The 22,741-nt window shown below is 39.2% G+C and carries 18 protein-coding genes and 1 pseudogene; 3 read left to right on the forward strand and 16 right to left on the reverse strand.

What is annotated here, in order from left to right:
• The 6 genes from GKD17_RS15265 to GKD17_RS15290 all read right to left on the reverse strand — a co-directional run bounded on the left by GKD17_RS15265 (position 1) and on the right by GKD17_RS15290 (position 6,857).
• Positions 1-927 (reverse strand): hypothetical protein, encoded by a 927-nt coding sequence (locus tag GKD17_RS15265; RefSeq protein ID WP_007832262.1) that lies wholly within the window; start codon positions 925-927, stop codon positions 1-3.
• A 3-nt stretch (positions 928-930) separates the two neighbouring features.
• Positions 931-1,824, reverse strand: a complete 894-nt coding sequence (locus GKD17_RS15270; RefSeq protein WP_007832260.1) for a glycosyltransferase family 2 protein — start codon at positions 1,822-1,824, stop codon at positions 931-933.
• Positions 1,814-2,908, reverse strand: a complete 1,095-nt coding sequence (locus GKD17_RS15275; RefSeq protein ID WP_008671422.1) for an EpsG family protein — start codon at positions 2,906-2,908, stop codon at positions 1,814-1,816. Before GKD17_RS15275 ends, GKD17_RS15270 begins: the two co-directional genes overlap by 11 nt.
• Positions 2,909-2,920: 12 nt before the next feature.
• Complete coding sequence (locus GKD17_RS15280) at positions 2,921-3,481, reverse strand: acyltransferase (RefSeq protein WP_032935622.1); 561 nt, start codon at positions 3,479-3,481, stop codon at positions 2,921-2,923.
• Positions 3,482-3,536: 55 nt separating this feature from the next.
• Positions 3,537-4,970, reverse strand: a complete 1,434-nt coding sequence (locus GKD17_RS15285) for a flippase (RefSeq protein ID WP_007832255.1) — start codon at positions 4,968-4,970, stop codon at positions 3,537-3,539.
• 75 nt (positions 4,971-5,045) lie between these two features.
• Positions 5,046-6,857, reverse strand: coding sequence for an aminotransferase class I/II-fold pyridoxal phosphate-dependent enzyme (locus GKD17_RS15290; RefSeq protein ID WP_007832253.1), 1,812 nt, complete (start codon positions 6,855-6,857; stop codon positions 5,046-5,048).
• A 130-nt stretch (positions 6,858-6,987) separates the two neighbouring features.
• Here GKD17_RS15290 and GKD17_RS15295 point away from each other — a divergent pair.
• A pseudogene (locus GKD17_RS15295) lies at positions 6,988-7,185 on the forward strand (peptidoglycan recognition protein family protein); the annotation flags it as partial.
• Positions 7,186-7,250: 65 nt separating this feature from the next.
• On the opposite strand, the gene GKD17_RS15300 reads toward GKD17_RS15295, so the two are convergent.
• The 3 genes from GKD17_RS15300 to GKD17_RS15310 all read right to left on the reverse strand — a co-directional run bounded on the left by GKD17_RS15300 (position 7,251) and on the right by GKD17_RS15310 (position 11,912).
• On the reverse strand, positions 7,251-8,081 hold the full coding sequence (locus GKD17_RS15300) for a hypothetical protein (protein WP_007832249.1): 831 nt from the start codon (positions 8,079-8,081) through the stop codon (positions 7,251-7,253).
• A gap of 423 nt (positions 8,082-8,504) precedes the next feature.
• Positions 8,505-10,544 (reverse strand): sugar-binding protein, encoded by a 2,040-nt coding sequence (locus GKD17_RS15305; protein ID WP_007832244.1) that lies wholly within the window; start codon positions 10,542-10,544, stop codon positions 8,505-8,507.
• A gap of 18 nt (positions 10,545-10,562) precedes the next feature.
• Positions 10,563-11,912 carry an alpha-L-fucosidase gene (locus GKD17_RS15310; protein WP_007832238.1) on the reverse strand — a complete coding sequence of 450 codons (1,350 nt, stop codon included), beginning with the start codon at positions 11,910-11,912 and terminating at the stop codon, positions 10,563-10,565.
• Positions 11,913-12,036: 124 nt separating this feature from the next.
• Between GKD17_RS15310 and GKD17_RS15315 the strand changes: the two genes are divergently transcribed.
• Positions 12,037-12,894 carry a DNA/RNA non-specific endonuclease gene (locus GKD17_RS15315; RefSeq protein WP_007832236.1) on the forward strand — a complete coding sequence of 286 codons (858 nt, stop codon included), beginning with the start codon at positions 12,037-12,039 and terminating at the stop codon, positions 12,892-12,894.
• An 87-nt stretch (positions 12,895-12,981) separates the two neighbouring features.
• On the opposite strand, the gene GKD17_RS15320 is transcribed toward GKD17_RS15315, so the two are convergent.
• Positions 12,982-14,505, reverse strand: a complete 1,524-nt coding sequence (locus GKD17_RS15320) for an alpha-N-arabinofuranosidase (protein WP_007840096.1) — start codon at positions 14,503-14,505, stop codon at positions 12,982-12,984.
• A 198-nt stretch (positions 14,506-14,703) separates the two neighbouring features.
• Between GKD17_RS15320 and mltG the strand changes: the two genes are divergently transcribed.
• Positions 14,704-15,738 (forward strand): endolytic transglycosylase MltG, encoded by a 1,035-nt coding sequence (mltG, locus tag GKD17_RS15325; RefSeq protein WP_007832231.1) that lies wholly within the window; start codon positions 14,704-14,706, stop codon positions 15,736-15,738.
• A gap of 224 nt (positions 15,739-15,962) precedes the next feature.
• On the opposite strand, the gene GKD17_RS15330 is transcribed toward mltG, so the two are convergent.
• The 6 genes from GKD17_RS15330 to GKD17_RS15355 form a co-directional block, all read right to left on the reverse strand.
• Positions 15,963-16,730, reverse strand: coding sequence for an EFR1 family ferrodoxin (locus GKD17_RS15330; protein WP_007832228.1), 768 nt, complete (start codon positions 16,728-16,730; stop codon positions 15,963-15,965).
• A gap of 466 nt (positions 16,731-17,196) precedes the next feature.
• Positions 17,197-17,547 carry a 50S ribosomal protein L20 gene (gene rplT, locus GKD17_RS15335; RefSeq protein WP_007832208.1) on the reverse strand — a complete coding sequence of 117 codons (351 nt, stop codon included), beginning with the start codon at positions 17,545-17,547 and terminating at the stop codon, positions 17,197-17,199.
• Between the two features lie 111 nt (positions 17,548-17,658).
• Complete coding sequence (gene rpmI, locus GKD17_RS15340; RefSeq protein WP_005851390.1) at positions 17,659-17,856, reverse strand: 50S ribosomal protein L35; 198 nt, start codon at positions 17,854-17,856, stop codon at positions 17,659-17,661.
• 71 nt (positions 17,857-17,927) lie between these two features.
• Positions 17,928-18,524 carry a translation initiation factor IF-3 gene (gene infC / locus GKD17_RS15345; protein WP_007832207.1) on the reverse strand — a complete coding sequence of 199 codons (597 nt, stop codon included), beginning with the start codon at positions 18,522-18,524 and terminating at the stop codon, positions 17,928-17,930.
• A gap of 115 nt (positions 18,525-18,639) precedes the next feature.
• Positions 18,640-20,580, reverse strand: a complete 1,941-nt coding sequence (gene thrS / locus GKD17_RS15350) for a threonine--tRNA ligase (RefSeq protein ID WP_007832205.1) — start codon at positions 20,578-20,580, stop codon at positions 18,640-18,642.
• Between the two features lie 80 nt (positions 20,581-20,660).
• On the reverse strand, positions 20,661-22,670 hold the full coding sequence (locus GKD17_RS15355; protein WP_007832204.1) for a tetratricopeptide repeat protein: 2,010 nt from the start codon (positions 22,668-22,670) through the stop codon (positions 20,661-20,663).
• Between the last annotated feature and the right edge of the window lie 71 nt (positions 22,671-22,741).

Genomic DNA, 22,741 nt, shown 5'->3' on the forward strand with positions numbered 1-22,741 from the left:
TTACCTCCTAATAATTTTCTTAACAGCATTCTTCCACACAAACGGGAACAGTTGCTTGATCCTATTAAACAATGTATTGTTACTATGATAAAAAGCCTTTTCAAATGGTATATAAGGAACCACATATTGCGGGTGGTTCAAAGGGAATTCTATATCCTTATGAGAAATATAACAAGAAGGAATGTTTCCTTGAGAAGTATGTGTTGCTTCAGCCCCAAAACCTATATTCGTTATCAGGCTATATTGAGGATAAATGCCAAGCATATTATGAGCTGCCATGGTAAAATACCATTGCCAGTCCCATGCACTCACATCATTGCAATCGATAGCCTTCATACGATATTTCCAATAGCGTACATCCTTTGCCTTATATCCCATATTCCTTATGATCGAATCTTCATAAGCACTCTCTCGCCAATTCATATTCAAATCCATCAATTTCCATGCGCGTTTCCAAGTAGCCCATCCGTTAGTGGATTTATATCTGCTAAATCCATAAGAATGTGGAATGGATATATTTTGTCGATAATTAGCTGCGTCAATCATTCCAATACGGTAATCATCCTTATAACGCACCAACAATTCTTCCGCAAAAGGATAAAAAGAATCTCGGAGCACACAATCATCTTCTATTATAATACCTTTATCCTCATTATCAAACAACCAATTTATGGCAGAATAAACTCCCACACAACAACCAAGATTCTCTTTTTGAAATAGAGTATGAATCTCACAATCCCAATCTACCGCTTTCAAAATAGCCTGCCGAGTATCTTCCACTTTCTTGGCTTCACCTTGTATATAAGAACGGGGACCATCACCAGCAACATAGAGTTTTTTAGGTTGTATCTTACGAATAGATTCAAAACTTTTAAGCGCAACATCTTTGCGTTTGAAAATAATAAATAGAATAGGAATGTTATACATAACTTACCGCTTTTTTATTTCATCAATACGACGTTTACATTCATGAACAGCTTTATAAAAATTTAAATTAATCTGATTCTTCAATCTTATTCTATTAAAGAAATACACAAACTCAAACAATGAAATCCTCTTTTCGAGACATTCTATCTCATCCAAATTATTTTTACGATAATAATACAACTCTGAATCTAACGTCATTCTAAACTCATCATAAGAAAAAGATCTTTCTCCTGCTAAATGGAAATAATTCATATTCTTGTCAAAAGTTATTTCATATCCACTGTTTCTCAACCTTCGATTCAAGTCTTTCTCTTCACAATACATAAAAATCTTTTCATCAAACATGCCTATTTTTACAAATGGCTGCTTGCAAATAAAAAAACACGAACCATTTATATACATATCGCGGTTATCAAACTTAGATAATTTATTATATATACGAGATTTTATAGCGCATAAAAAAGGATGCAAAAATGAATATGAAGGGTCAACATCAAACGATAAACCTTCTTTTCCTTTGTTATACCACTGTTTCATTCCCAATAAAGCTACTTCCTTATTAGAATCAAAATAGTTTACCGCTTTTTTAAACAAAGGCTCTACCATTCTTACATCTGGATTCATTATCAGAATAATATCTCCCAAACTATTCTTTACTCCCATGTTATTACCTTGACCATAACCACCATTTTTAGGATTATCTATCAATTTAGTTTGAGGATATAATCGATTAATAGACTCAAACATCAAATCTTTATTGCAACTATTATTATCTACAATTATAACTTCTAATAAATCTCCAATATCATTATAACGATAAATTGAAGATAAACAATCATAAATGTGTTTCTCTGAATTATAGGTTACAATAATAACAGAAACTCTCTTATGCATCATATATAATTCTAATAAAAAAAACAAACTGAATGGTTACAGTACATAAGTATAATAAAGCACCTGATTTTCTATCTAAATATCTTTCAAACAAAATGTATAAAAGGAAGATAGAATAAATTAGGAAATAATCGGTGATACGTGAAATTTGCTCTATAGAATAAAACAAGGCAGTTCCTAACAAACCTACTAAATAAACATTTAAAGCTTTATAATATAAAATATTATTTGTCTTATAATGGATAAAAAACCATCCGATCACAAAATAAAAAACACCTCTATACGGAATTGCATACGTTAGTTTATATAGTTCGTCTAGATAATAGGAATATTTAGCTAAATCTGTACCATCAAACATCCCAAATACAGATATAATGCCCCCCAACAATATAGAAACGACATAAGGACTTAAACGTAAAATAAATATCAAAAACAATAGATTCCAAATAATAATATATATTTTAGAAGATTTTCGTCCCCCTATCCTATATATAACACAGGCAACAATACCTAAAAAAGAAGAATAATGGAAAGACAATGCAACAACAAAAAAACATCCTGCAAAAAACAAATCTTTATAATTAAGCTGTGACTTAGATAAAAGAGAGGTTGCTAATAGTAAAATCGATAATGCAAGCCCAGCTCTGACAACTATGGCATTGTAAAACATTCCAAAAAATGAACTATAGAGAACCAAGAATAAAACTGAATTTAGCTTTTTATTATCTGGAGTATGCCATTTTCCCCAATTATTTAATGCGAAATAAATGAATACATAATTAGTCAATGCTAAGAGAAAGAAATAGCCATTAAGATTTCCTCCTGCAATCTTTTTTAAAAAATGCGTATAATATTGAAAACCCGGTTCAAATGAAAATAGCGAGATAGAAGACAAATCAAAAGCGGTAATTCCCGAATATAAAGCTGCATAGTTTTCAGTATCTTGAACAGAAAAATCACGTAATCCTATAACAACAGATAGCATGGCAGCTATTATCCAATATATTTTATTATACCACCTATGGGGAGTATAAAATGAACAGGATACGCCCAATAACAATAGAAAAAAAAGTAGAGTTAAATTCATAAGAAATTATTCTTATTCAATTTGGCGAATCACTCGACCTGGATTTCCTACAACAATTGAATTTCGAGGTACATCTTTTGTAACAACTGTATTTGCACCAATTACACTGTTTTGTCCAATCTTTACATTAGGTAAAATAACACACCCTTCTCCTATCCAAACATTATCCTCTATTATAATATTACCCTTAGAATATAATCTGCGCTCAATTGCTACCTTTTTTATATCTGTTTTATTTAATTTGCCATGAGAATGGTCAGAAATAAAAATATGACTTCCCAACAGTACATTATTACCAATTTTAAGTTGTCCTATTACGCCTATATGAACATCATTCCCCATTGCTACATTATCACCAATAATTATTGAAGGAGTATAATTTACGCCTTGATATAAATCTATCGCTTCTATCCGCCCCCGTTCACGCAAACTAAATTTGTCACCTATTAAAATATTCTTTCCACCATTTAAAATTAATGGATAACAAAAACGCCCACCTTTTCCTATTGATTTGAAATGACATCTTACAATAGAAGAATATATTACATTTCTCAGATGCCATACTTCATGCATAATTTTCTCTGTAAAAACGAAAGATAACAGAAAACCTATAAAATTCAATAAAAACCTAAACATATTTTGTTATTGTTGAAAATATATACATGCATACAGAATTCTTTAATTTGCATTGGATCAATATATACCCTACCCATGCTATAAAAGAATAAAGAATGAACCATAAAAAATTCTTTTCCATACTCCCCAAAAACATACAGACATAGACCAAAGGAAAAATAAATGAAGCACAACACGATTTTTTTAAGCACCGCCAACTTATTGAATATAATTTCAATTTATATACATAATAAACACATGTAGCAGAAACCATTATTTCACCTATTACAGAAGCCCACGCAGCACCACGAGCTCCCATGGAAGGTATTAATATAACATTAAATAAAAGATTAAAGATGACGCCACAGACTGTTGCAATCAAATATCTTGATTCAAAAGAAGCTGTTGTCATTACCTGTATCCCTAAAAAATAAGAAAAGTTACTGACTACAAATAATACTGAACATATTCTTAGGGGCAATGTAGCTTCCCCAAAAGACTGACCAAAGAAGAATAGAATAAACAAATCAGCAATACAAAGGAAATAAGCCATTAATGGCCAAGAGCAAAAATTAATAACGTCAAAAGCACAATCCAACATTTTTCTATATTCAACGACATTGCCTATATTGTTGCAATAAGACAAACGAGGTAGCATAACCATTCCCAAAGATGTCATAATAGGCATTAGTATTCTAACAGATTTTATTGCTGATGAATATATGCCCAGTTCATAGAATGAAGACATAAATCCTAACATTACTGTATCTATCATCAAATAAATCTGCATAGCAAGGGAAGAGAAGAAAAATAAAACGAGTCCTTTTAAATTTACTTTACAGTCGCTTAAATCCAATCGAATAGAGAACCCTTCTTTTATAAAAAAGTAGATGTTTATTATATAATTAATTAAAAAAGTCAGAGAGTTAAGTAGTACGTAAATAATTAAATCACTTTTGTTTTTCACTAAACATAACAATCCTATCAATAAAACTAATTTTACAAATACGGAACGGAGGGAAATCAATTTAAATTTCTCCAATCCACTATAAAACCAATTTATGTCTAATGCTGAAAAATAAAGAGGAATTCCTGCTATGAACAGCAAACACCTTATTTCGGTCAATTGTTGAATGCCAAACAGAGATAATAAAAAAATAAATGACACAAATATCGATGAAATAATATTTATTGTAAACAACCGATTAAATAATCGATTACAAGATCGTTTATTGTCTTTTAATTTAGCTATTTCTCTACTTCCAAAAAGCGTCTTGCCTAAAGCCGCAAATAACACAAAATATTCAACCAAGGTTGTTACAAAACTGAATTCTCCAATCTGATCAACGCCTAAAATCCGACTTACATATGGAATTGTAATTATTGGGAAAGCTATGTTTGAGATATTTAAGAGTATATTATATAGAAAATTTTTCTTTATTGACATAAGCTAAGCAATCATCTGTTTATACAGTAAAGAAGACTCTTATCTATTAGAAAAAATTAAAGATGCAGTCTTTCACTAGAGATCAAAACTGGCTAAAATGCTAATCAAACGATTATTTTCATCCCTATTCTTCACCGCTATACGGATATAATTCTTTCCTCCAAAAGCTTTCTTCGTCCCGCAATCCTTTATCAGGATATTCCGATCCAAAAGCAACCTACTCAACTCGGCAGAAGTATATTTACCGGTAATCTCACATAAGAAATAGTTCGCCTGAGAAGGAATCACACGCAAAAATGATATATCCTGCAAAGAAAGAAAAAAACGGTTACGTTCCTGCAAGAACTTGCCGCACGCTTTCTTGTAGTCCGATTCATATTTACCGAATATCTGCATATAAAACTCTGCAAATGAATTTATGTTCCAAATGGAAACATCTTTTTTGAGGAAAGCGACCAACGACTTATCGGAACTTGCCAATACCCCCAAACGCAGTCCGGGAACGCCATAGGACTTGGAAATACTCTTCATCACCACCAAGTGAGGATATTGTTCTAGAATTTCATTATACAGCAAGGAACTGTTCAGGCCATCCTCCGCAAAATCAACAAAAGATTCGTCCACTATCAGACGGATGGAGCGGAAACCTGCCCATTCGCACAAGGAAAGAAGCTCGGTATATGGAATGAAATTGCCGGATGGATTATCAGGATTGACTATCAACAAGGAATCTATCTTCTTGTCCGAATAATAAGACATGACATCCGAAGCCCTATAGGAGAAATCAGGATTGGAAGGAATATAGACAACCACCTCCTGCTTGTTACATCTGTTAGGATACTCTTCGAATGTGGGATATATCACACCTATGGTACCCGGCAAATATTCCATCAGGCTCTTTATTAGTTCTGCAGCACCATTGCCCACACAAACATAATCTGGGTTCACCCCAAAATATTTCCCTATCAAAAGGCTGTTGACGGACATTCCTGAGGGATATTCCGTCAGCAGGACATCAAAGTTCGCCTTGATTTCGTCACGCATACGTTGGGTAGGGAAAAAGGGGTTAACCAAATAGCAATAATCCAGCAAAGCAGGAAAACGCCAATATCCTCCATAGCGTTTCTGGTAACGGGACAATTTGATGACCGAATTCGCAAAAAGGGTCTCCGCAATGTCCAAGTCCTGAACATCGTCTATCTCATACCATTTCTGCCCGTCCAACGGCAAAGCCTTCAACTCGCACTTATCCAGCAAGGTAATTACCCGAAGGACCTGTTCATAATATTCATTGTTACCCAACGCTTTCGTATAGGCTTCCAAAAATGGAACGTAATGGGTACGTGAAAACTCCTTGCTGAACTTATAGATATTGACCGTCTTGTAATAACAATCCACATCACTGTACTTGAAAGCTTTCTTAGGAATGAAATTTACAATGTTGTTTTCATCGTCCAAACGAACCATGGTACCGTCCATCCAAGTTTCATACTTGGCGACCAAAGCCAAGTTGGGATAAGGATCATTCAATATCATCGGGAACAAAGTATCATCAAAAATCAAGTCAGATTCAATCAGCAATGTATCATCCTCTTGAAGTTCCTTTTTCGCCAAAGAAAGTGAATAGATATTGTTTGTCTTGTCATAAATGGAATTTTCGATATATTGAATAGGTAATCCCTGATAATCAAAACCTAAATATTCTTTTAATTTTTCGCCTTTATAACCGATTACTAATATGACTTTTGACAATGGAAAATGAGATAATTGTCCCAAAACACGATCTATCAATGGAATGCCATTCACTTTAACCATACATTTTGTATTATCTTTGGTCAGGTTTCCCAAACGCTTGCCCATTCCGGCTGCTAATATAATTGCTTGCATAACTTATTTATAAAGTATCATGTATTTACTAACTTCTTAATATCTAAAAGCCAACACAAAGAGGACTGATAACATTCAATCGCAATAATCTGAATTGTCAATTATTTTAGCTGACTTAGCCTTTATCTGTTTAGGCGGACTGGATGACGGCGGAACAACGCCGAAAGACACTCGGACGGAAGCACAAAAGGCTACGCTGAGAAAACTGATTGAACAACTGCATCAACGTTATCCCAAGGCACTGATTGTAGGCCATCATGACTTGAATCCGCAAAAAGCCTGTCCATGTTTCCATGTCACAGCTGAATATATAGACTTGCAACCTTAGTTGCGTCTGTAGTCTTATCTGCCATCCATCGTCCTGCAAGGGATGTATGGATGGCTTTAATTAAACTAATCAATTTTTTCAAACGGAAACGCATGAAGATAGCTCACTGCCACCGTCATATTGCCAAAAGCGAATACCAGCCTTGTATTGCGGTGCAAACGCATGATACATCCCTCTTTCCCCCGAAAGACACCACCGGTAATACGGATTCGTTGCTTTTTCTGAAGATAGTCCTCCAAAGGCCGGTTCATCAGCTCGATATTGTAAGGCATGGATTCATACAGATAGATAAATTCTTCCATCTGACGTTGAGGAATTACCGCCGCACGGTGTGTGTTATAGTCCGTCACCAGATACTGGCGGGGAAGCATGGCAGACAGAATACATTCCAACTGCCCCAAAGGGGCACATACAAACAGCCAACCGTTGCCTTCAATCCCTTTCTCGTTCGTCAACGTATTCAGTTTCTGAGTGGAGCCGGTAGCAAAAGCCTCTTTCACCACCCGGGCAGAGTCACGGCGAGCGGTATATTCCTCTTTGGTATAAGCACATTGCTCGAAACGTTTCCTATGATCGGTGGCAGTGTAAGAAAACACCTTGAAGCAAAAAAATCTCTCTTCTACGGTACCTGATGGTGTACGAAGCCGAACAGCTTTCCTGCCACTGAAAACACTGATATAGCGTTTCAGTTCTTTGTTGGAAAGATACAGATAATACCAGCCGAGTTCAGGGTATTCTTTTCCTATTCCCGCCATTGGCGTGATTCCTTCATTTGACCCCAGGTCTGAGCCGGAAGCGATTGAACTGCAGAGCAGTAACTTAGGCGCTTCGCCCGTTATGTCTTGATTTGAAAGGAACGCTTGATTTTCAAGCTCCATACTATTTTCTGTTACCATCAAAACATTACTTTTTATATATGTCTTTTTGGGGTTCTCTTAGTAAGAGAACCCCAAAAAGACATATACTGCTGACAATAAGATATTTACGAATAATCAGAGATGGATAATTTGCAAACAAATATCATAAGAATCCTTATCAGAGACTGATTCCTGAATAAAAGATTTCCGTATTTGAATTATTATAGCTACATTTGCAACGGAATGGGGTTCTCTTACTAAGAGAACTCCATTTTTTTTATTCTAACAGATTCATTTTCAAGATAGATCCAAGAAAGACCAAAAAGGAACACATAAATTCCTTTTCCGCACTCATTAAAAGAACAAATGATAAAACGCAAAAGCGGCCACTTACGATAAAAATCGAAAGTGACCGCTAAAAAGAGATTTATTTCTCTAATATAAGGATCTAACAGTACGGAGTTACTTCACCACAAATCCTCTCTTATCCAAATAAGCTTTGAATTTATGCAAATATTCTTCATCCGGACCATCAAAGAAGGATACACCGGATGCCCCGTTATTGTACGCTTCATCCAGCGCCTCTTCAAAATTGTCCTTAATATCACCAAACATCAGTCCGGCATATATCTTGGCACGCCCATTCACCGTTTCAACGCTTTCCTTTACCGAACGCCCGATCCATTCAGGACCTTCATAATAGAATTTATTATAAATCATCGGATAATAAGCATCCAGCGTCCATTCTCCCCAATCTTGGCGCACCATCTTGCGAGCCATGGACGGTCCCGGGAACACTGCGGCAGAAATAGCTTTATGATCGGCTTTCACCGCTTTGGTAATGGCATCCACCACACGAGTGATGGCATCCAGACGGAAATTGATCCAACTCTGGTTTTCCATCGGATACTTTAATTCCAACGGATCCTGTCCTGTTTTAGCTTTAAACAATTCACGGCAGACATCACAATAACAATAGTCATATTCCGGCAACTCTTCTTTCTGCTCTATACCATAGTTTTTCCATAAGCTGACAGGCAAGATTACATCCGGCATACGGACATAATCCAGATGAACACCATCCACATAAGGCTTATGGGCTTCCTTTACATAGTCTTCTGCCAGATACTCTGCCACACCTTGGTGATTAGGGCACAAGAAACGATAATAATCCACGTAGGCCGGTTTGTCGTGACAAGACTCGCCTTTACGGTTCACGGCATACCAGTCGGGATGCTTGTTCAGCAGTTCCCTGCGGTTCATCGTCCATTTCCAATAATGCGCCTCCAATCCGGCTTCTTTGCAGAGGCGGTAAATATTCTCATTGTATCCCTCGAACATGACACCCGAAATACCACATTCTTTCAACAACGCAAACCACTTTTGCCATTCGGCATCCGAACGGTTATTCAGACGCATCCACAACCAATTTTTAACTTCACGGGCAGGTATCTTTTCTGTCCGGAAACGTCCTTCATTATTGATCACATAACGGACTCCTTCAACAGGATTGGTTATAGCTATCTGATACGTGTTCTGAGTCGCCTCCACCGCAATCCGGGCATCAGCCGGAAGATCTTTCAACTCTTTATCAGTCAAAAAGAATTGTTCTGTGGCACGCAGATAATTATGTTGTTTACTATAATTATCCTGTTGTGCGTAGAACATGGCCCACAGCAATTTATAAATGGCCTGATTGTACGGGTAAACCAACTCATCTTGCGAGGTTCCCACTTTCTTGTCTACGAAATAAAGATATCCCCAACGGTCGGGCATGTGCATATCGATTCTTCCGGTAGGAGTCCATACCCAATTTTCCTCGGGTCCTTTCTCCTTCAGCCACTGTACACGCGAAAAGTTGATGCGCCAGGTATTGCCAGCCTTCAACGGATTGTTAAAGTTCATGGTCAGCGCCTGATGAGGAATGGCCATTTCCACACTCCAATACTTATCTTTATCTTTTGATTTATTCAGTGTACCTTCACAATGGATGGCAGTCTTCAATCCGGGGCAGTCCCATTGCACCATGAAATTTCCACCCGAACGATAAGGTTTGTCCAGCATCAGATCGAAAATCACGCCACGCGCATTGGTTTCTATTTCAAAATAATTGTGTCCGTCGCTATCCGGATCAATAAACACTTCAAAGTCATTGTCATAATAGATGATGGTATCACGCTGGGTAAGACGCGCCTTGATATCCTCTTCTTGAAGAACAGCTCCTACATATAAAAATTCATCATCCCACAGCATCTTGGCGGTAGTTTCATATTTGGGAGTCGGGAATCCTTCTCCGCTTATATCTACAAACGGGGCAGTAGACGCCGCCTTATTCCAGGAACTTTCATTCAGTTTACCATCTATTTTCAACTTTCCATCCGGACGATAACATACATAAGTACGCGGTTCGGTCAGAAAACGCTCATATTGTTCAAAAAGGCTTTGTGCCATTGCCGGAAAAGTAACCAGCAGAAGTAACAGGGTATAAATAAGTTTCTTCATGTATTTTTCAGATTCAAGTTAGTTATTATCTTGCACTTGTCCCACTCCGCGATATAGTTTGATCGGTCCATCCAGCAACACGGCCAGCACGGTAATCTGCTCATCCTGCACCTGTTGGGGTACATCAATGTAGAGATTACCCGGCACTGAATTCCAATAATTTTTATTGTAGACCTTGTAATTCAACATAGCTCCGTTACCAACCACCCATATACGGTTCACTTTGTTCATCAGCCCTTTTACTTCCACCGGACCGTTAGGTTTGTAAGGAAGGTATAAATACAGAATATCCCCCGCCTTATTCAGTGTGGTATATCCCTGGAAATGCTCGGTAGGAATACCTGCGCGAGTTTCATAAATAGCTTCTTTATGCTTCTTGGTCCATCGGCCGAACTCCTTCAACACAGCGATCTGTTCTTCAGGAATGGAACCGTCCTCTTTGGGACCGATATCCAATAAAAGATTACCACCCATGCTCAGGCAGTCTACAAATGTACGAAGCAGGATATAGGGTGATTTATAGTTGCTGTCTGTATGCTGATATCCCCATGAATCATTCATGGTCATACAAAGTTCCCAATATTTATCTTCAGGACGCACCACCGGCACTCCTTGTTCGGGAGTGGCATAGTCACCATACCCCTGTATACGCGAGTTGATAATCACATTTTTATTATCCGAACGAAGCAAATCTACAATTCCTTTGGAATTCCATGCTTCCGAACTTTGCTCCCAATCTCCGTCAAACCAATACAGATCCGGTTTCCAAGTCTTGTTCAGCTCCGCCAATTGTCCGAAATTGAACTTGTTGAATCGGGCCCAACGTTCAGGATCATTTTTATAACGTACTTCCGTACGGGTTTTGTTAGGATAATCAGGATGCGACCAGTCCAATAAAGAATAATAGAAACCAAGCTTCAATCCTTGTTTTCTCACTTCCTTTACAAAGGGAGCGATAAGGTCACGTTTTGCCGGAGTGCTTTTCACGACGCTGATATCTCCTACTTTGGTATCCCATAACGCAACTCCGTCATGGTGCTTGGTGGTTATCACTGTGTATTTGGCCCCACTCTCTTTGATCAGATCCACCCAGTTTTTCGGATCATACTTGGAGGCTGTGAAACCTTTTTCCTGCTCCATGTATTCATCGTAGGGCAGGTAGTTGTTAAAGAAGGACCAGCTTTCGGACACTCCTCTAACAGAATAAATCCCCCAATGGATAAAAATACCCAACTTGGCTTGTGAAAACCATTCCATTCTTTTGTCCTTTTGCTCGGCTGTTTCAGTCTGCGGCGTATCCTGTGCCCGTAAAGGGGAAGCTGCAATCAGCAAAGCCAGGAACGCTAACGATAATCGGTTCTTTTTCATATATAATAGGTTTGATTAGTTAGGATAGCATGTCGGTATTATTTAAATTTACAGCTATATCATAGGCAAAGATAATGTATTTTTATATTTTATTCTATCTTTGCACCCCTAAAACAGAACAAATATGAGCGCAAAGAAAAAGAAACAAGCGAACAGTCCCCTAAGAATCGTCATTATTTTAATATTGCTGGGACTTTTGGCCTATAAATATCAGTTGTTTGACGGGAAGCTGCTTGAAAATATCCCCACTATCGAAAACAATGAAGAAAAGCCCGAAATACGTATTCCGACTCAGCATGGCGGTGCATTGGAAATCCCGACGATGCAATCGGGCACAGGCGGACAGATATTGAAACGTAAAGGATATACCCTGTCTTATAATGCCGATTACAAAACTCCACAATGGGTAGCATGGGAGCTTACTAAAAAAGAAACAAAAGGAAAAGAAGGGCGAACAGACAAATTCTTGCCCGACCCGGACGTACGTGGAGCCAAAGCATATACGGGAGATTATACAAAATCAGGATACGACCGGGGACACATGGCCCCTGCCGCCGATATGAAATGGAGCAAACAAGCCATGAAAGAATCTTTTTATATGAGCAACATTTGTCCGCAAAACCCTAATCTGAACCGCGGTGACTGGAATGACCTGGAGGAAAAGTCACGCCAATGGGCAAAAAAATATGGAGCAGTGTACATTGCCTGCGGCCCCATATATGATACTAAACGCCCGAAACGAATCGGCAACAACAAAGTGGCAGTCCCCCATGCTTTCTATAAAGTCATATTGATAAATGATAAGAAAAATCCGCAAGCCATAGGATTTATCTTCCCCAACAGCGCCGGACATAAGCCGCTGAAGAAATATATAGTAACAGTAGACAGCGTAGAGAAAAGAACGAATATAGATTTCTTCGCTGCCCTGCCGGATGAGATAGAAAACAAAATTGAAGCGAAGTGGATACAAGAATTACCGTAATCCATCACATACGTACGTGTGGCGCAATATATACGTATGCATAGCCCTACACTGACGTATGTGAAGGGCTACACGTACGTACGTGATTTATTTCACTTCCAACACCACGATAGACTTGGCAGGAAGAGTCACTTTCAAGCTTCCCTTATTAACCTTGGCTCCGGTAAATTCTTTCGGGGCAACCACACTCGGTTTCTCGAAACTATTGTAATCACCTATATTGTTAGCGGTCAAAATACGGCCGGTAACACTCTTAGCTTTCACCTCACCCAGATTCAACTCTATTTCCTGCGATTCCTGCAAATCCACATTAGACAAGGAAATATGAATAAAACCGTTTGCATCCCGTGAAGCGGTAGCACTTACCATCGGAACAATGCGGTCGTCACGTACCACCTTGCGTTCACAGTTCAGTTCCAAAGGAAGATAAGTAGCATCTTGATGCACTTTATACATTTCAAAGACATGATAGGTCGGTGTCAAAACCATCTTGTCTTCCTTGGTCAGAATCATAGATTGAAGCACATTGGCAATCTGGGCAATGTTCGTCATCTTGATACGATCCGTATATTTATGGAAAACATCCAAAGTTAAAGAAGCCACGAAAGCATCACGCAACGTATTTTGCTGATACAAATGTCCGCGGACCGTTCCCGGTTCTTCATCCCACCAGGTTCCCCACTCGTCCACCATCAGGCCGATTTGTTTTTTCGGATCGTATTTATCCATAATAGCGATATGCTTCTTCAATACCGGTTCTATTTCCAGGCATTTGCCCATAGTCCAATAATAATCATCATTAGTGAACTCGGTAGCCGAACCTTTGCTTCCACTCCATCCGGTCACTGTATAATAATGAAGAGAAAGACCTGCCATGCGATGGCCCACATTTTTCATCAGCACTTCGGTCCAATTATAGTCATAATCACTGGCACCACTGGCTATTTTGAATAAATGATTGCCATCATAATTACGACAATAGGTAGAATAACGGCGATACAAGTCTGCATAATATTCAGGACGCATACTGCCTCCGCATCCCCAGCTTTCATTACCTACCCCAAAGAATTTCACTTTCCATGGTTTTTCACGACCGTTCTCCTTACGCAGTTTCGCCATCGGGCTACCTTGTTCGGAAGTCATGTATTCCACCCATTTCGCCATTTCTTCCACACTCCCACTTCCTACATTACCACTGATATAAGGCTCACAACCTATCAGCTCACACAAGTTCAGAAATTCATGTGTTCCGAAACTATTATCTTCTACTGTACCTCCCCAGTTATTATTGACCATCCGGGGACGATTCTCTTTCGGACCGATACCATCCATCCAATGATATTCATCGGCAAAACACCCCCCCGGCCAACGAAGCACCGGCACTTTCAAGTCCTTCAAAGCCTGAAGCACATCATTACGATAGCCTTGGGTATTGGGAATTTTAGAATCTTCACCTACCCACAAACCTCCATAGATACAAGTTCCCAGATGCTCTGCAAATTGTCCATAAATATGTTTACTGATGATTTCTTTCCCTTGCTCGGGATGTACATTGATAGTCGCTTTTTGTTGAGCAAATACCGGCATTGCAGCGAACAATGCCAAGCCCATAAGTGCATTTTTCATGATTAAAAATAAAATAATTAATATACTATTTTGCGTTCTCGTTTTTTGTTTGGTCAAATTTACACATTTTACATCAACCGGATAGTGGACAAAATTGTATTTTTAGGGGTACAAAATCGTCAAAAGTAGAAAAGAAAGGGATATTTGCCTATATTTGCATACAAAAAAGCCCGATAGACTAAAATGAATAAAAAGAAACGTACTATTGTATGGATAGTTATTCTTATAATTATCCTAGCGGGAGCAGGTGGCGCAGGAAGTATATATTACTATTTCTTTGCCAAGCAGCTCCAACTTACAAAGACTACCTATATTTATATAGACAGAGATGATAACCTGGATTCTGTGTACCATAAAATAATCCGGAACGGACATCCTAAAAGTATGTTCGGTTTTCAATATCTGGCAGAAAAAGAGAAGTATGGCGACAATATACGGACAGGGCGTTACGCTCTCAATCCATCGGACAATATGCGCTATCTCTTCCGGCGTCTTTCTATGGGATATCAGACTCCCATTAATCTGACTGTACCCAGTGTACGCACCGTGGACAGATTAGTGCGGGCCGTTTCACGCCAGCTCATGATTGATTCTCTAGATATTGTCAAATTAATTTCCGACAGTGCTTACTGTGCACAAATGGGATATACCCAAGAGACACTCCCTTCCCTTTTTATTCCTAACACTTACGAGGTGTATTGGAATATGAGTGCTGACGCTTTTATGAAACGGATGCAAAAAGAACATGCCGCCTTTTGGAATGATGAAAGGTTGAAAAAGGCTCAACGTATCGGACTTACTCCTGAAGAAGTATCTACTCTGGCCTCTATCGTGGAGGAAGAAACGGCCAATGGTCCTGAAAAGCCCATGGTCGCAGGACTTTACATCAACAGATTGAATAAAGGGATGTTGTTGCAAGCAGACCCGACGGTAAAATTTGGTTTGCAGGAATTCGGACTGAAACGCATTCTTTTCAAACATCTGGAAGTGGACTCTCCTTATAATACCTACAAGTATGCAGGTTTGCCTCCGGGACCTATCCGAATCCCATCTATCCAAGGATTGGAAAGCGTACTGAACTATACACAGCATAATTATATTTATATGTGTGCCAAAGAAGATTTCTCAGGCACTCATAATTTCGCTGTCACAGCAGCCCAGCATCAAGCGAATGCAAGACGTTATCAACAAGCGTTAAACCGGCGGAAGATAAAATAAAAGGGAATACTTCCCTTTTATTGAAATCACCCTCGTTACAACTGTATGAACTGCACTCCTAAAGTTTTGTGTCCAACTTTTAGGGTGCAGTTCAACTTCTGTAACGAGGGTGATTTTTAGTTCATAAGGGTTTCGACACACCTTCCAAATGGATAGATAACTTAATGTCTATGTATAGAATCTTCTTCTTTAGAATATAAAACCAATACAGACATTTCTCGCACTTATAAGTCTTTCAGCAGCCGTCCTTTGTATTGTCCTTTCTTCGCAGTAACTTTTCCATATTCCACAGCATGAACCGGACAAATATGATAACAAGCAAGGCATTGGGTACAGTTATCTCCCCAAACAGGACGATCCGTCACTTTTATATTATTCACAGGACAAGCTTTCTCACATTTTTTACAAGCAATACAAGCCTCTGTAGCATGAAAAGGTTTAGGAGACATCAGGAAAGTATTGAAAAACGGACGCAAAAAATAGGATTTGGTAAATGGAAGCGCACCTTCATGGCAATTATAATGTTTCGTTTGAACCCTTGATGCTATCTCCTCGTTAATAAAGCGTACACGGGCAACAGCATTATGCACTTTCCGGGTTTCCACATCTTCATCGTCTACATCAAAACCTGGCAAAGAAACATAAGTATTCGGCATGGTGACCGAGTAACCGGCAGCACACCGCCATCCCTTCCGGGCAACAGCAGAAGAAAAGAGTTGTGCAGTCCGACCCGTATCATCTCCACAAGTACAGACAAAGAAAAGATATTCCGGCTTAGTCATCTTCAACCGACGGATAAAACGAAGTACAATCTCCGGAGGTCCCCATGCATACACAGGGAAGACAAAACCTACTTTTTCTCCTTCTCTTAGTTTATACTCCTTATTCTTATCTATTTCCACAGCTATGGAGAGCAATTCCTCATTCTGTCCTTCCGCCAGCTGCCTTGCCACCCAAGCTGAATTACCTGTACCTGAAAAATAAAATATCATATCCGTATTATTTTTATAAAAAAGAAGCGATGCTAATCTCTTGAATTAACATCGCCTTATAATGAAGCCGCACCAGTGATGCGATGAAACTCCGAATGACAGGTTTTGAGTGCTCTCCTCCTTTGTAATCCACCGGCATAAATGCTACCCGAAGGCGTGGCCCGCCATTGGAAGATGAAGCTATGTCTCGGTTTTCAGATTAGTTTGATGAGTTTCCCAATCCAACTAATGCGGCTCGCTTTTCATCTCTTTCCGTATGACAAATATACGCCCTTTTTATGATATAAACAAGAGTATAGCAGGATTTGTTTGTTAAAAATAATAAGCAAGAAAATAACTCTCTGTAATTCTGCTTATTGTTATTTCAAATTCTTAATGAAACATCACAAAGCATCCGCAATAAAAAAGAGCAACCTCATAGAGATTGCTCTTTTAATAAATCTTTATATCACCGTTTACAGAAGAATTAAGCTACTTTTGCTTTAGCAACAATTGCTTTGAATGCTTCCGGATGGTTCATAGCTAAATCAGCTAACACCTTACGGTTGATTTCGATACCAGCTTTGTGTAATGCACCCATCAATTTAGAATAAGACATTCCTTCCAGACGAGCCGCAGCGTTGATACGCTGAATCCACAAAGCGCGGAAGTTACGTTTCTTGTTCTTACGGTCACGGTATGCGTAGGTCAAACCTTTTTCCCAAGTGTTTTTTGCTACTGTCCATACATTCTTTCTTGCACCAAAATAACCTTTGGTAAGACCTAAAATTTTCTTTCTTCTTGCTCTAGAAGCAACATGATTTACTGATCTTGGCATAGTTTTAATTCTTTTTGAATGTTAGCGCCACTGTTTCACACGGTGAACTTCAAGCTAAAGACATTCGGTTAATACTTTAAATAATACGTTTACGCTTTCGTTGTTTTTAGATTACTTCATGCAAAGCAATTCCTTAACTTGATCCAAGTTAGCATTAGCTACTAGACCTGAGTGTACAAGGTTTCTTTTCTGCTTTTTAGTCTTCTTAGTCAAAATATGACTGTGAAAAGCGTGCTTTCTTTTGATTTTACCTGTTCCGGTAAGAACGAATCTTTTTTTAGAACCGGAGTTAGTCTTGATCTTTGGCATCTTGTTTTTAATTTTAAATTATTATTCAAATGGTGGTAACGCACTATACCGGCGCGTTACGCACTCTTTTTTTATTCTTTTGCTTCTACTGCCTTTTTCGGATTTTCCTTTTTAGCAGTATCCATTTCTGCCTTCTTCGGAGAGCCCGCTTTCTTCGGAGCCAAAGAAATAGTCATTCTCTTACCTTCCAACAAGGGCATCTGCTCTACTTTTGCATATTCTTCCAAGTCATTCGCAAAACGAAGCAATAATACTTCGCCTTGTTCTTTGAAAAGAATGGAACGACCTTTAAAGAACACATATGCTTTCACCTTGTCTCCGTCCTGCAAGAATCCGATGGCATGTTTCAACTTGAAGTTGTAGTCATGATCATCTGTTTGAGGTCCGAAACGGATTTCTTTTACGTTTACTTTTACCTGTTTAGCCTTTTGTTCCTTTTGACGTTTCTTTAATTGATAAAGAAATTTAGAATAATCAATAATTCTACAAACTGGAGGAACAGCATTGGGTGAAATTTCAACTAGGTCAGCCTCATGATCCTCAGCCATTTTTAAAGCTTGAGCTATCGGATAAACTGCCGGTTCTACATCGTCGCCCACTATGCGGACTTCTTTGGCACGAATCTGTTCATTGATTCTGTGTTGCCCTTTTAAACTGTCATTCTTCATTAAAAAACTTTTAGTTCCTGTTTGTTTCTTCTTATTTTAATTAGTATTTCTTTATCTTAACGCAAAAGAATACATAAAGGTTTAACAATGTGCTCTTTTGCAAACGGCTGCAAAGTTACCATTTATTTATCATATTAGAAACTTCTTCGGCAATATTTTTTCCGAATTCTTCTATTTTCATAGTTCCTTTGTCGCCTTCGCCCTGCTTGCGGACTGCAACTTCACCGTTTTCAGCTTCTTTCTCACCTACAATCAACATATAAGGAATACGCTTCATTTCGTTGTCACGAATCTTACGGCCGATTTTTTCATTACGGTCATCCACAATAGCACGAACATCGAATTTTCTCAGTTCTGCTTTCACTTTTTCCGCATACTCATTGAATTTCTCAGAAATAGGCAGAATAGCTACCTGATCAGGAGTCAGCCACAGCGGGAATTTACCGGCAGTGTGCTCAATCAATACGGCAACAAAACGTTCCATTGATCCAAAAGGTGCACGGTGAATCATTACCGGACGATGCTTTTGGTTATCTGAACCCATATATTCCAACTGGAATCGTTCGGGCAAGTTGTAGTCTACCTGAATTGTTCCCAATTGCCAGCGACGGCCGATAGCGTCTTTCACCATAAAGTCCAATTTAGGTCCATAGAATGCAGCTTCACCATATTCCACTTTCGCAGTCAGGCCTTTTTCTTCGCAAGCTTCAATAATGGCTTGTTCGGCTTTTTCCCAATTCTCATCACTACCAATGTACTTTTCACGGTTCACCTTGTCACGAAGAGAAATCTGAGCTTCCACATTCTCAAAATTCATAGACTTGAACACAATGTTAATGATATCCATCACGCGAAGGAATTCTTCCTTCACTTGGTCGGGACGACAGAACAAGTGAGCATCATCTTGCGTAAAACTGCGCACACGGGTCAGTCCGTGCAATTCACCACTCTGTTCGTAGCGGCATACGGTTCCGAATTCCGCGATACGCAACGGCAGGTCTTTATAAGAACGTGGAGAATTCTTATAAATCATACAGTGATGAGGACAGTTCATCGGTTTCAGGAAATATTCTTCCCCTTCTTCGGGTGTATGAATAGGCTGGAACGAGTCCTTACCATACTTGGCGTAGTGTCCGGAAGTGATATACAGGTTCTTGTTGCCAATAGGCGGACACATTACTTCCTGATAATCATAACGGGCCTGGATACGGCGCAAGAAATCTTGCAAACGGATACGCAAGGCAGTACCTTTCGGTAACCACATGGGAAGTCCCTTGCCCACCATATCGGTAAACATGAACAAATCCATTTCCTTACCTATCTTACGATGGTCGCGTTTCTTGGCTTCTTCCAGCATTACCAGATATTCGTCCAGCATTTTCTTCTTCGGGAAAGTTATACCATAAATACGTGTCATCTGCTTACGGTCTTCCTGCCCTCTCCAATAAGCACCGGCCACAGAAAGCAGCTTGATAGCTTTGATAGGAGCAGTAGAGGTCAAGTGGGGACCACGGCAAAGGTCGGTAAACGCACCTTGTGTATAAGTGGTGATGTGTCCATCCTCCAGTTCGGAGATCAATTCACATTTATAAGTCTCACCTCTTTCACCGAATTTCTTCAACGCATCCTCTTTAGCAATGCTCTGACGCACCAATATTTCTTTCTTTGCAGCCAACTCGGCCATCTTGGCCTCAATAGCTGGCAAATCTGCCTCCTTAATGATTGCTTCACCCGGGTCTACATCATAGTAAAAACCGTTTTCAATGGCCGGACCGATACCAAACTGAATGCCTGGATAAAGTTCTTGCAATGCTTCGGCCAGCAAGTGGGCACTAGTGTGCCAGAAAGCATGTTTGCCCTGTTCGTCTTCCCATTTATAAAGAACGAAGTTTGCATCTTCATTGATAGGGCGAGATAAATCAATCGTTTCACCGTTCACGCCACAAGCTAAAACATCTTGCGCCAGCCGTGAACTGATACTTTCTGCAATCTGCAGACCAGTAACTCCTTCGTTATATTCGCGAACAGAGCCGTCGGGGAATGTTATCTTTATCATAATCTTCTATTTATTTTCTTTCTTGAGGATGCAAAAATAACGAAATCTTTTTGACTTATCCTCTTTTTAGCAAAAAAATGTTATTCTTTTCGTTCCGTAAAGCGTTTGATTATATTGTAAGCAGAGAAAAGTCCCAACTCACCTGCTTTACTCAGGTCCTGTATACCTTGCCTGTTGTTACCCAAGAAAATATGTGTCAAGCCGCGATTGAAATAAGCATCCGCAAATTTAGGATCCAACTGGATGGCTCTGTCATAATCAACAATTGCCGCACGATAGTCTTTCAAGATAGAAAGCACATTACCTCTATTATAATAAGCATAGACAAAATCCGGAGCCAGCTCAATCACCTTGTCCAAATCGCGCTTTACCATTTCATAGTCCGCAGCTTTCACAGCACTCTTCTCTCCCGGATTGGCTTTCAAATCATACTCTTTTTCCATCTTCTGGTATTCCAGCTGCTTATAACGGATTAAAGCACGATTGAAATAAACCGGAAAGAAATTACCCTCAATAATAATAGCCTGATTCAAATCTTCAATGGCACTTGCAAAATCCTGCACCAGATAAAAGTCCAATGAACGTGCAAAACGTTTGTTCACATTATTCGGATCAGCCACAATAGCAGCAGTCTGTTCGTCAATGGACGCAAAATGTTTTGTAGCTTGTTCTTCCGTCAGAGGAGCTTCCTCATTAGTTATAATCAGACGACCGGGAAGTACTTTCTGATTATTCAATGTTTCAATGAACTTATAATAGTTGACCTGTCGTTTCACATCATCGTGCTTTTCATAATAGGTAAGCACGAACATAGGCTGGGGAACAATATTCACATTCTTATCCTGCACGCGTCCACGATAGTCACTCTTATATTTTTCTTCTCCCTCTTCGTTGTCGGCAACCACAATCTTACGATAGTTGTTCATGTTTTTGTCGGACTTCTTACGGGTTTTATTATTCTCTGTATTATCGGCAGTCTGCTTATTAGGATCTACTCCGTTCTGTTTATCCAGTTGTGCTTTCAACACTTTGAATTCATCTGCATCAGCACCTTTTACATCCCCTATTTTCCTACGTGCCTGCGCTCTGTATTGATAGCCCAGCAAAAAATTGGGATATTCATTTATCACCGTAGAATAATCTTTAATTGCCCCTTTATAATCTCCTGTCTGATCCAATAACAGACCACGGTTGAAAATAGCCATCATATTGTCGGGCTCCATTTCGATAACAAAATTAAAGTCTTGAATAGCCCGGTTGTCATCGCCTACTTGTGCACGTAATAAGCCCCGGTTATAATGGCCGATGAAATTATTGGGATCAATATCCAATGCAATATCATAGTCACTCATCGCTCCTCTCAGGTTATTCTGATGGTAACGGGCCAAAGCACGATTGATATAGACACCTGAATTCCGGGTGGACAGACGGATGGCATGATCAAAATCAGCTTCCGCATCTTTATATCTCTGTTGCTGCAGACGAAGGATAGCACGGCTGGCCCATGTATCTGCATCATAACGGTCTATTTCAATCGCCTTACCAAAGTCTTTTTCGGCAGCCAAAGTATCCTTCTGCTTCAAATCCACCTCACCACGCATCAAATAGGCCTTTGTATATCGGGGGGAAATAGCGATCAGCTTATCCAGATCATTCTTCGCCCCCTTATAATCTTCCTGCCTGATACGGCAAAGGGCCATATTATGCCATACCCCTATATTCTCAGGATCAAACTCCAATGCCTTGGTATAATCTTCTATAGCTCCCGCAAAATTATTCTGCTGGATCCGTGCCAATCCACGTACCTGATAAGCACTTACCACAAACGGATTCCGCTCAATAGCTTCTGAACAGTCACTCTCCGCCCCCTGAAAATCATCCAAATTTATCTTCGCCAGACCTCTATAGAAATAAGGATCAGACAAATAAGGCTTTGCATTAATCACCTGATTAAAATATTGAATCGAAAGGACATAATCCTCAAAATAAAGCGCATTACGCCCTATCGCCATCACCCTGTCCGTATTTATCTGTGCCGAAGCTAGTACAGGGAACATTATTAATAATGTATAGAGTATCCGTTTTATCATTTTGTATTTATAAAAATACGGTTTTCCCCACAAATGCGCCACCTGTGGCGCATAAATCAAAATCGCGGAGT

The sequence above is a fragment of the Phocaeicola dorei genome, from assembly GCF_013009555.1.
Taxonomy (GTDB): domain Bacteria; phylum Bacteroidota; class Bacteroidia; order Bacteroidales; family Bacteroidaceae; genus Phocaeicola; species Phocaeicola dorei.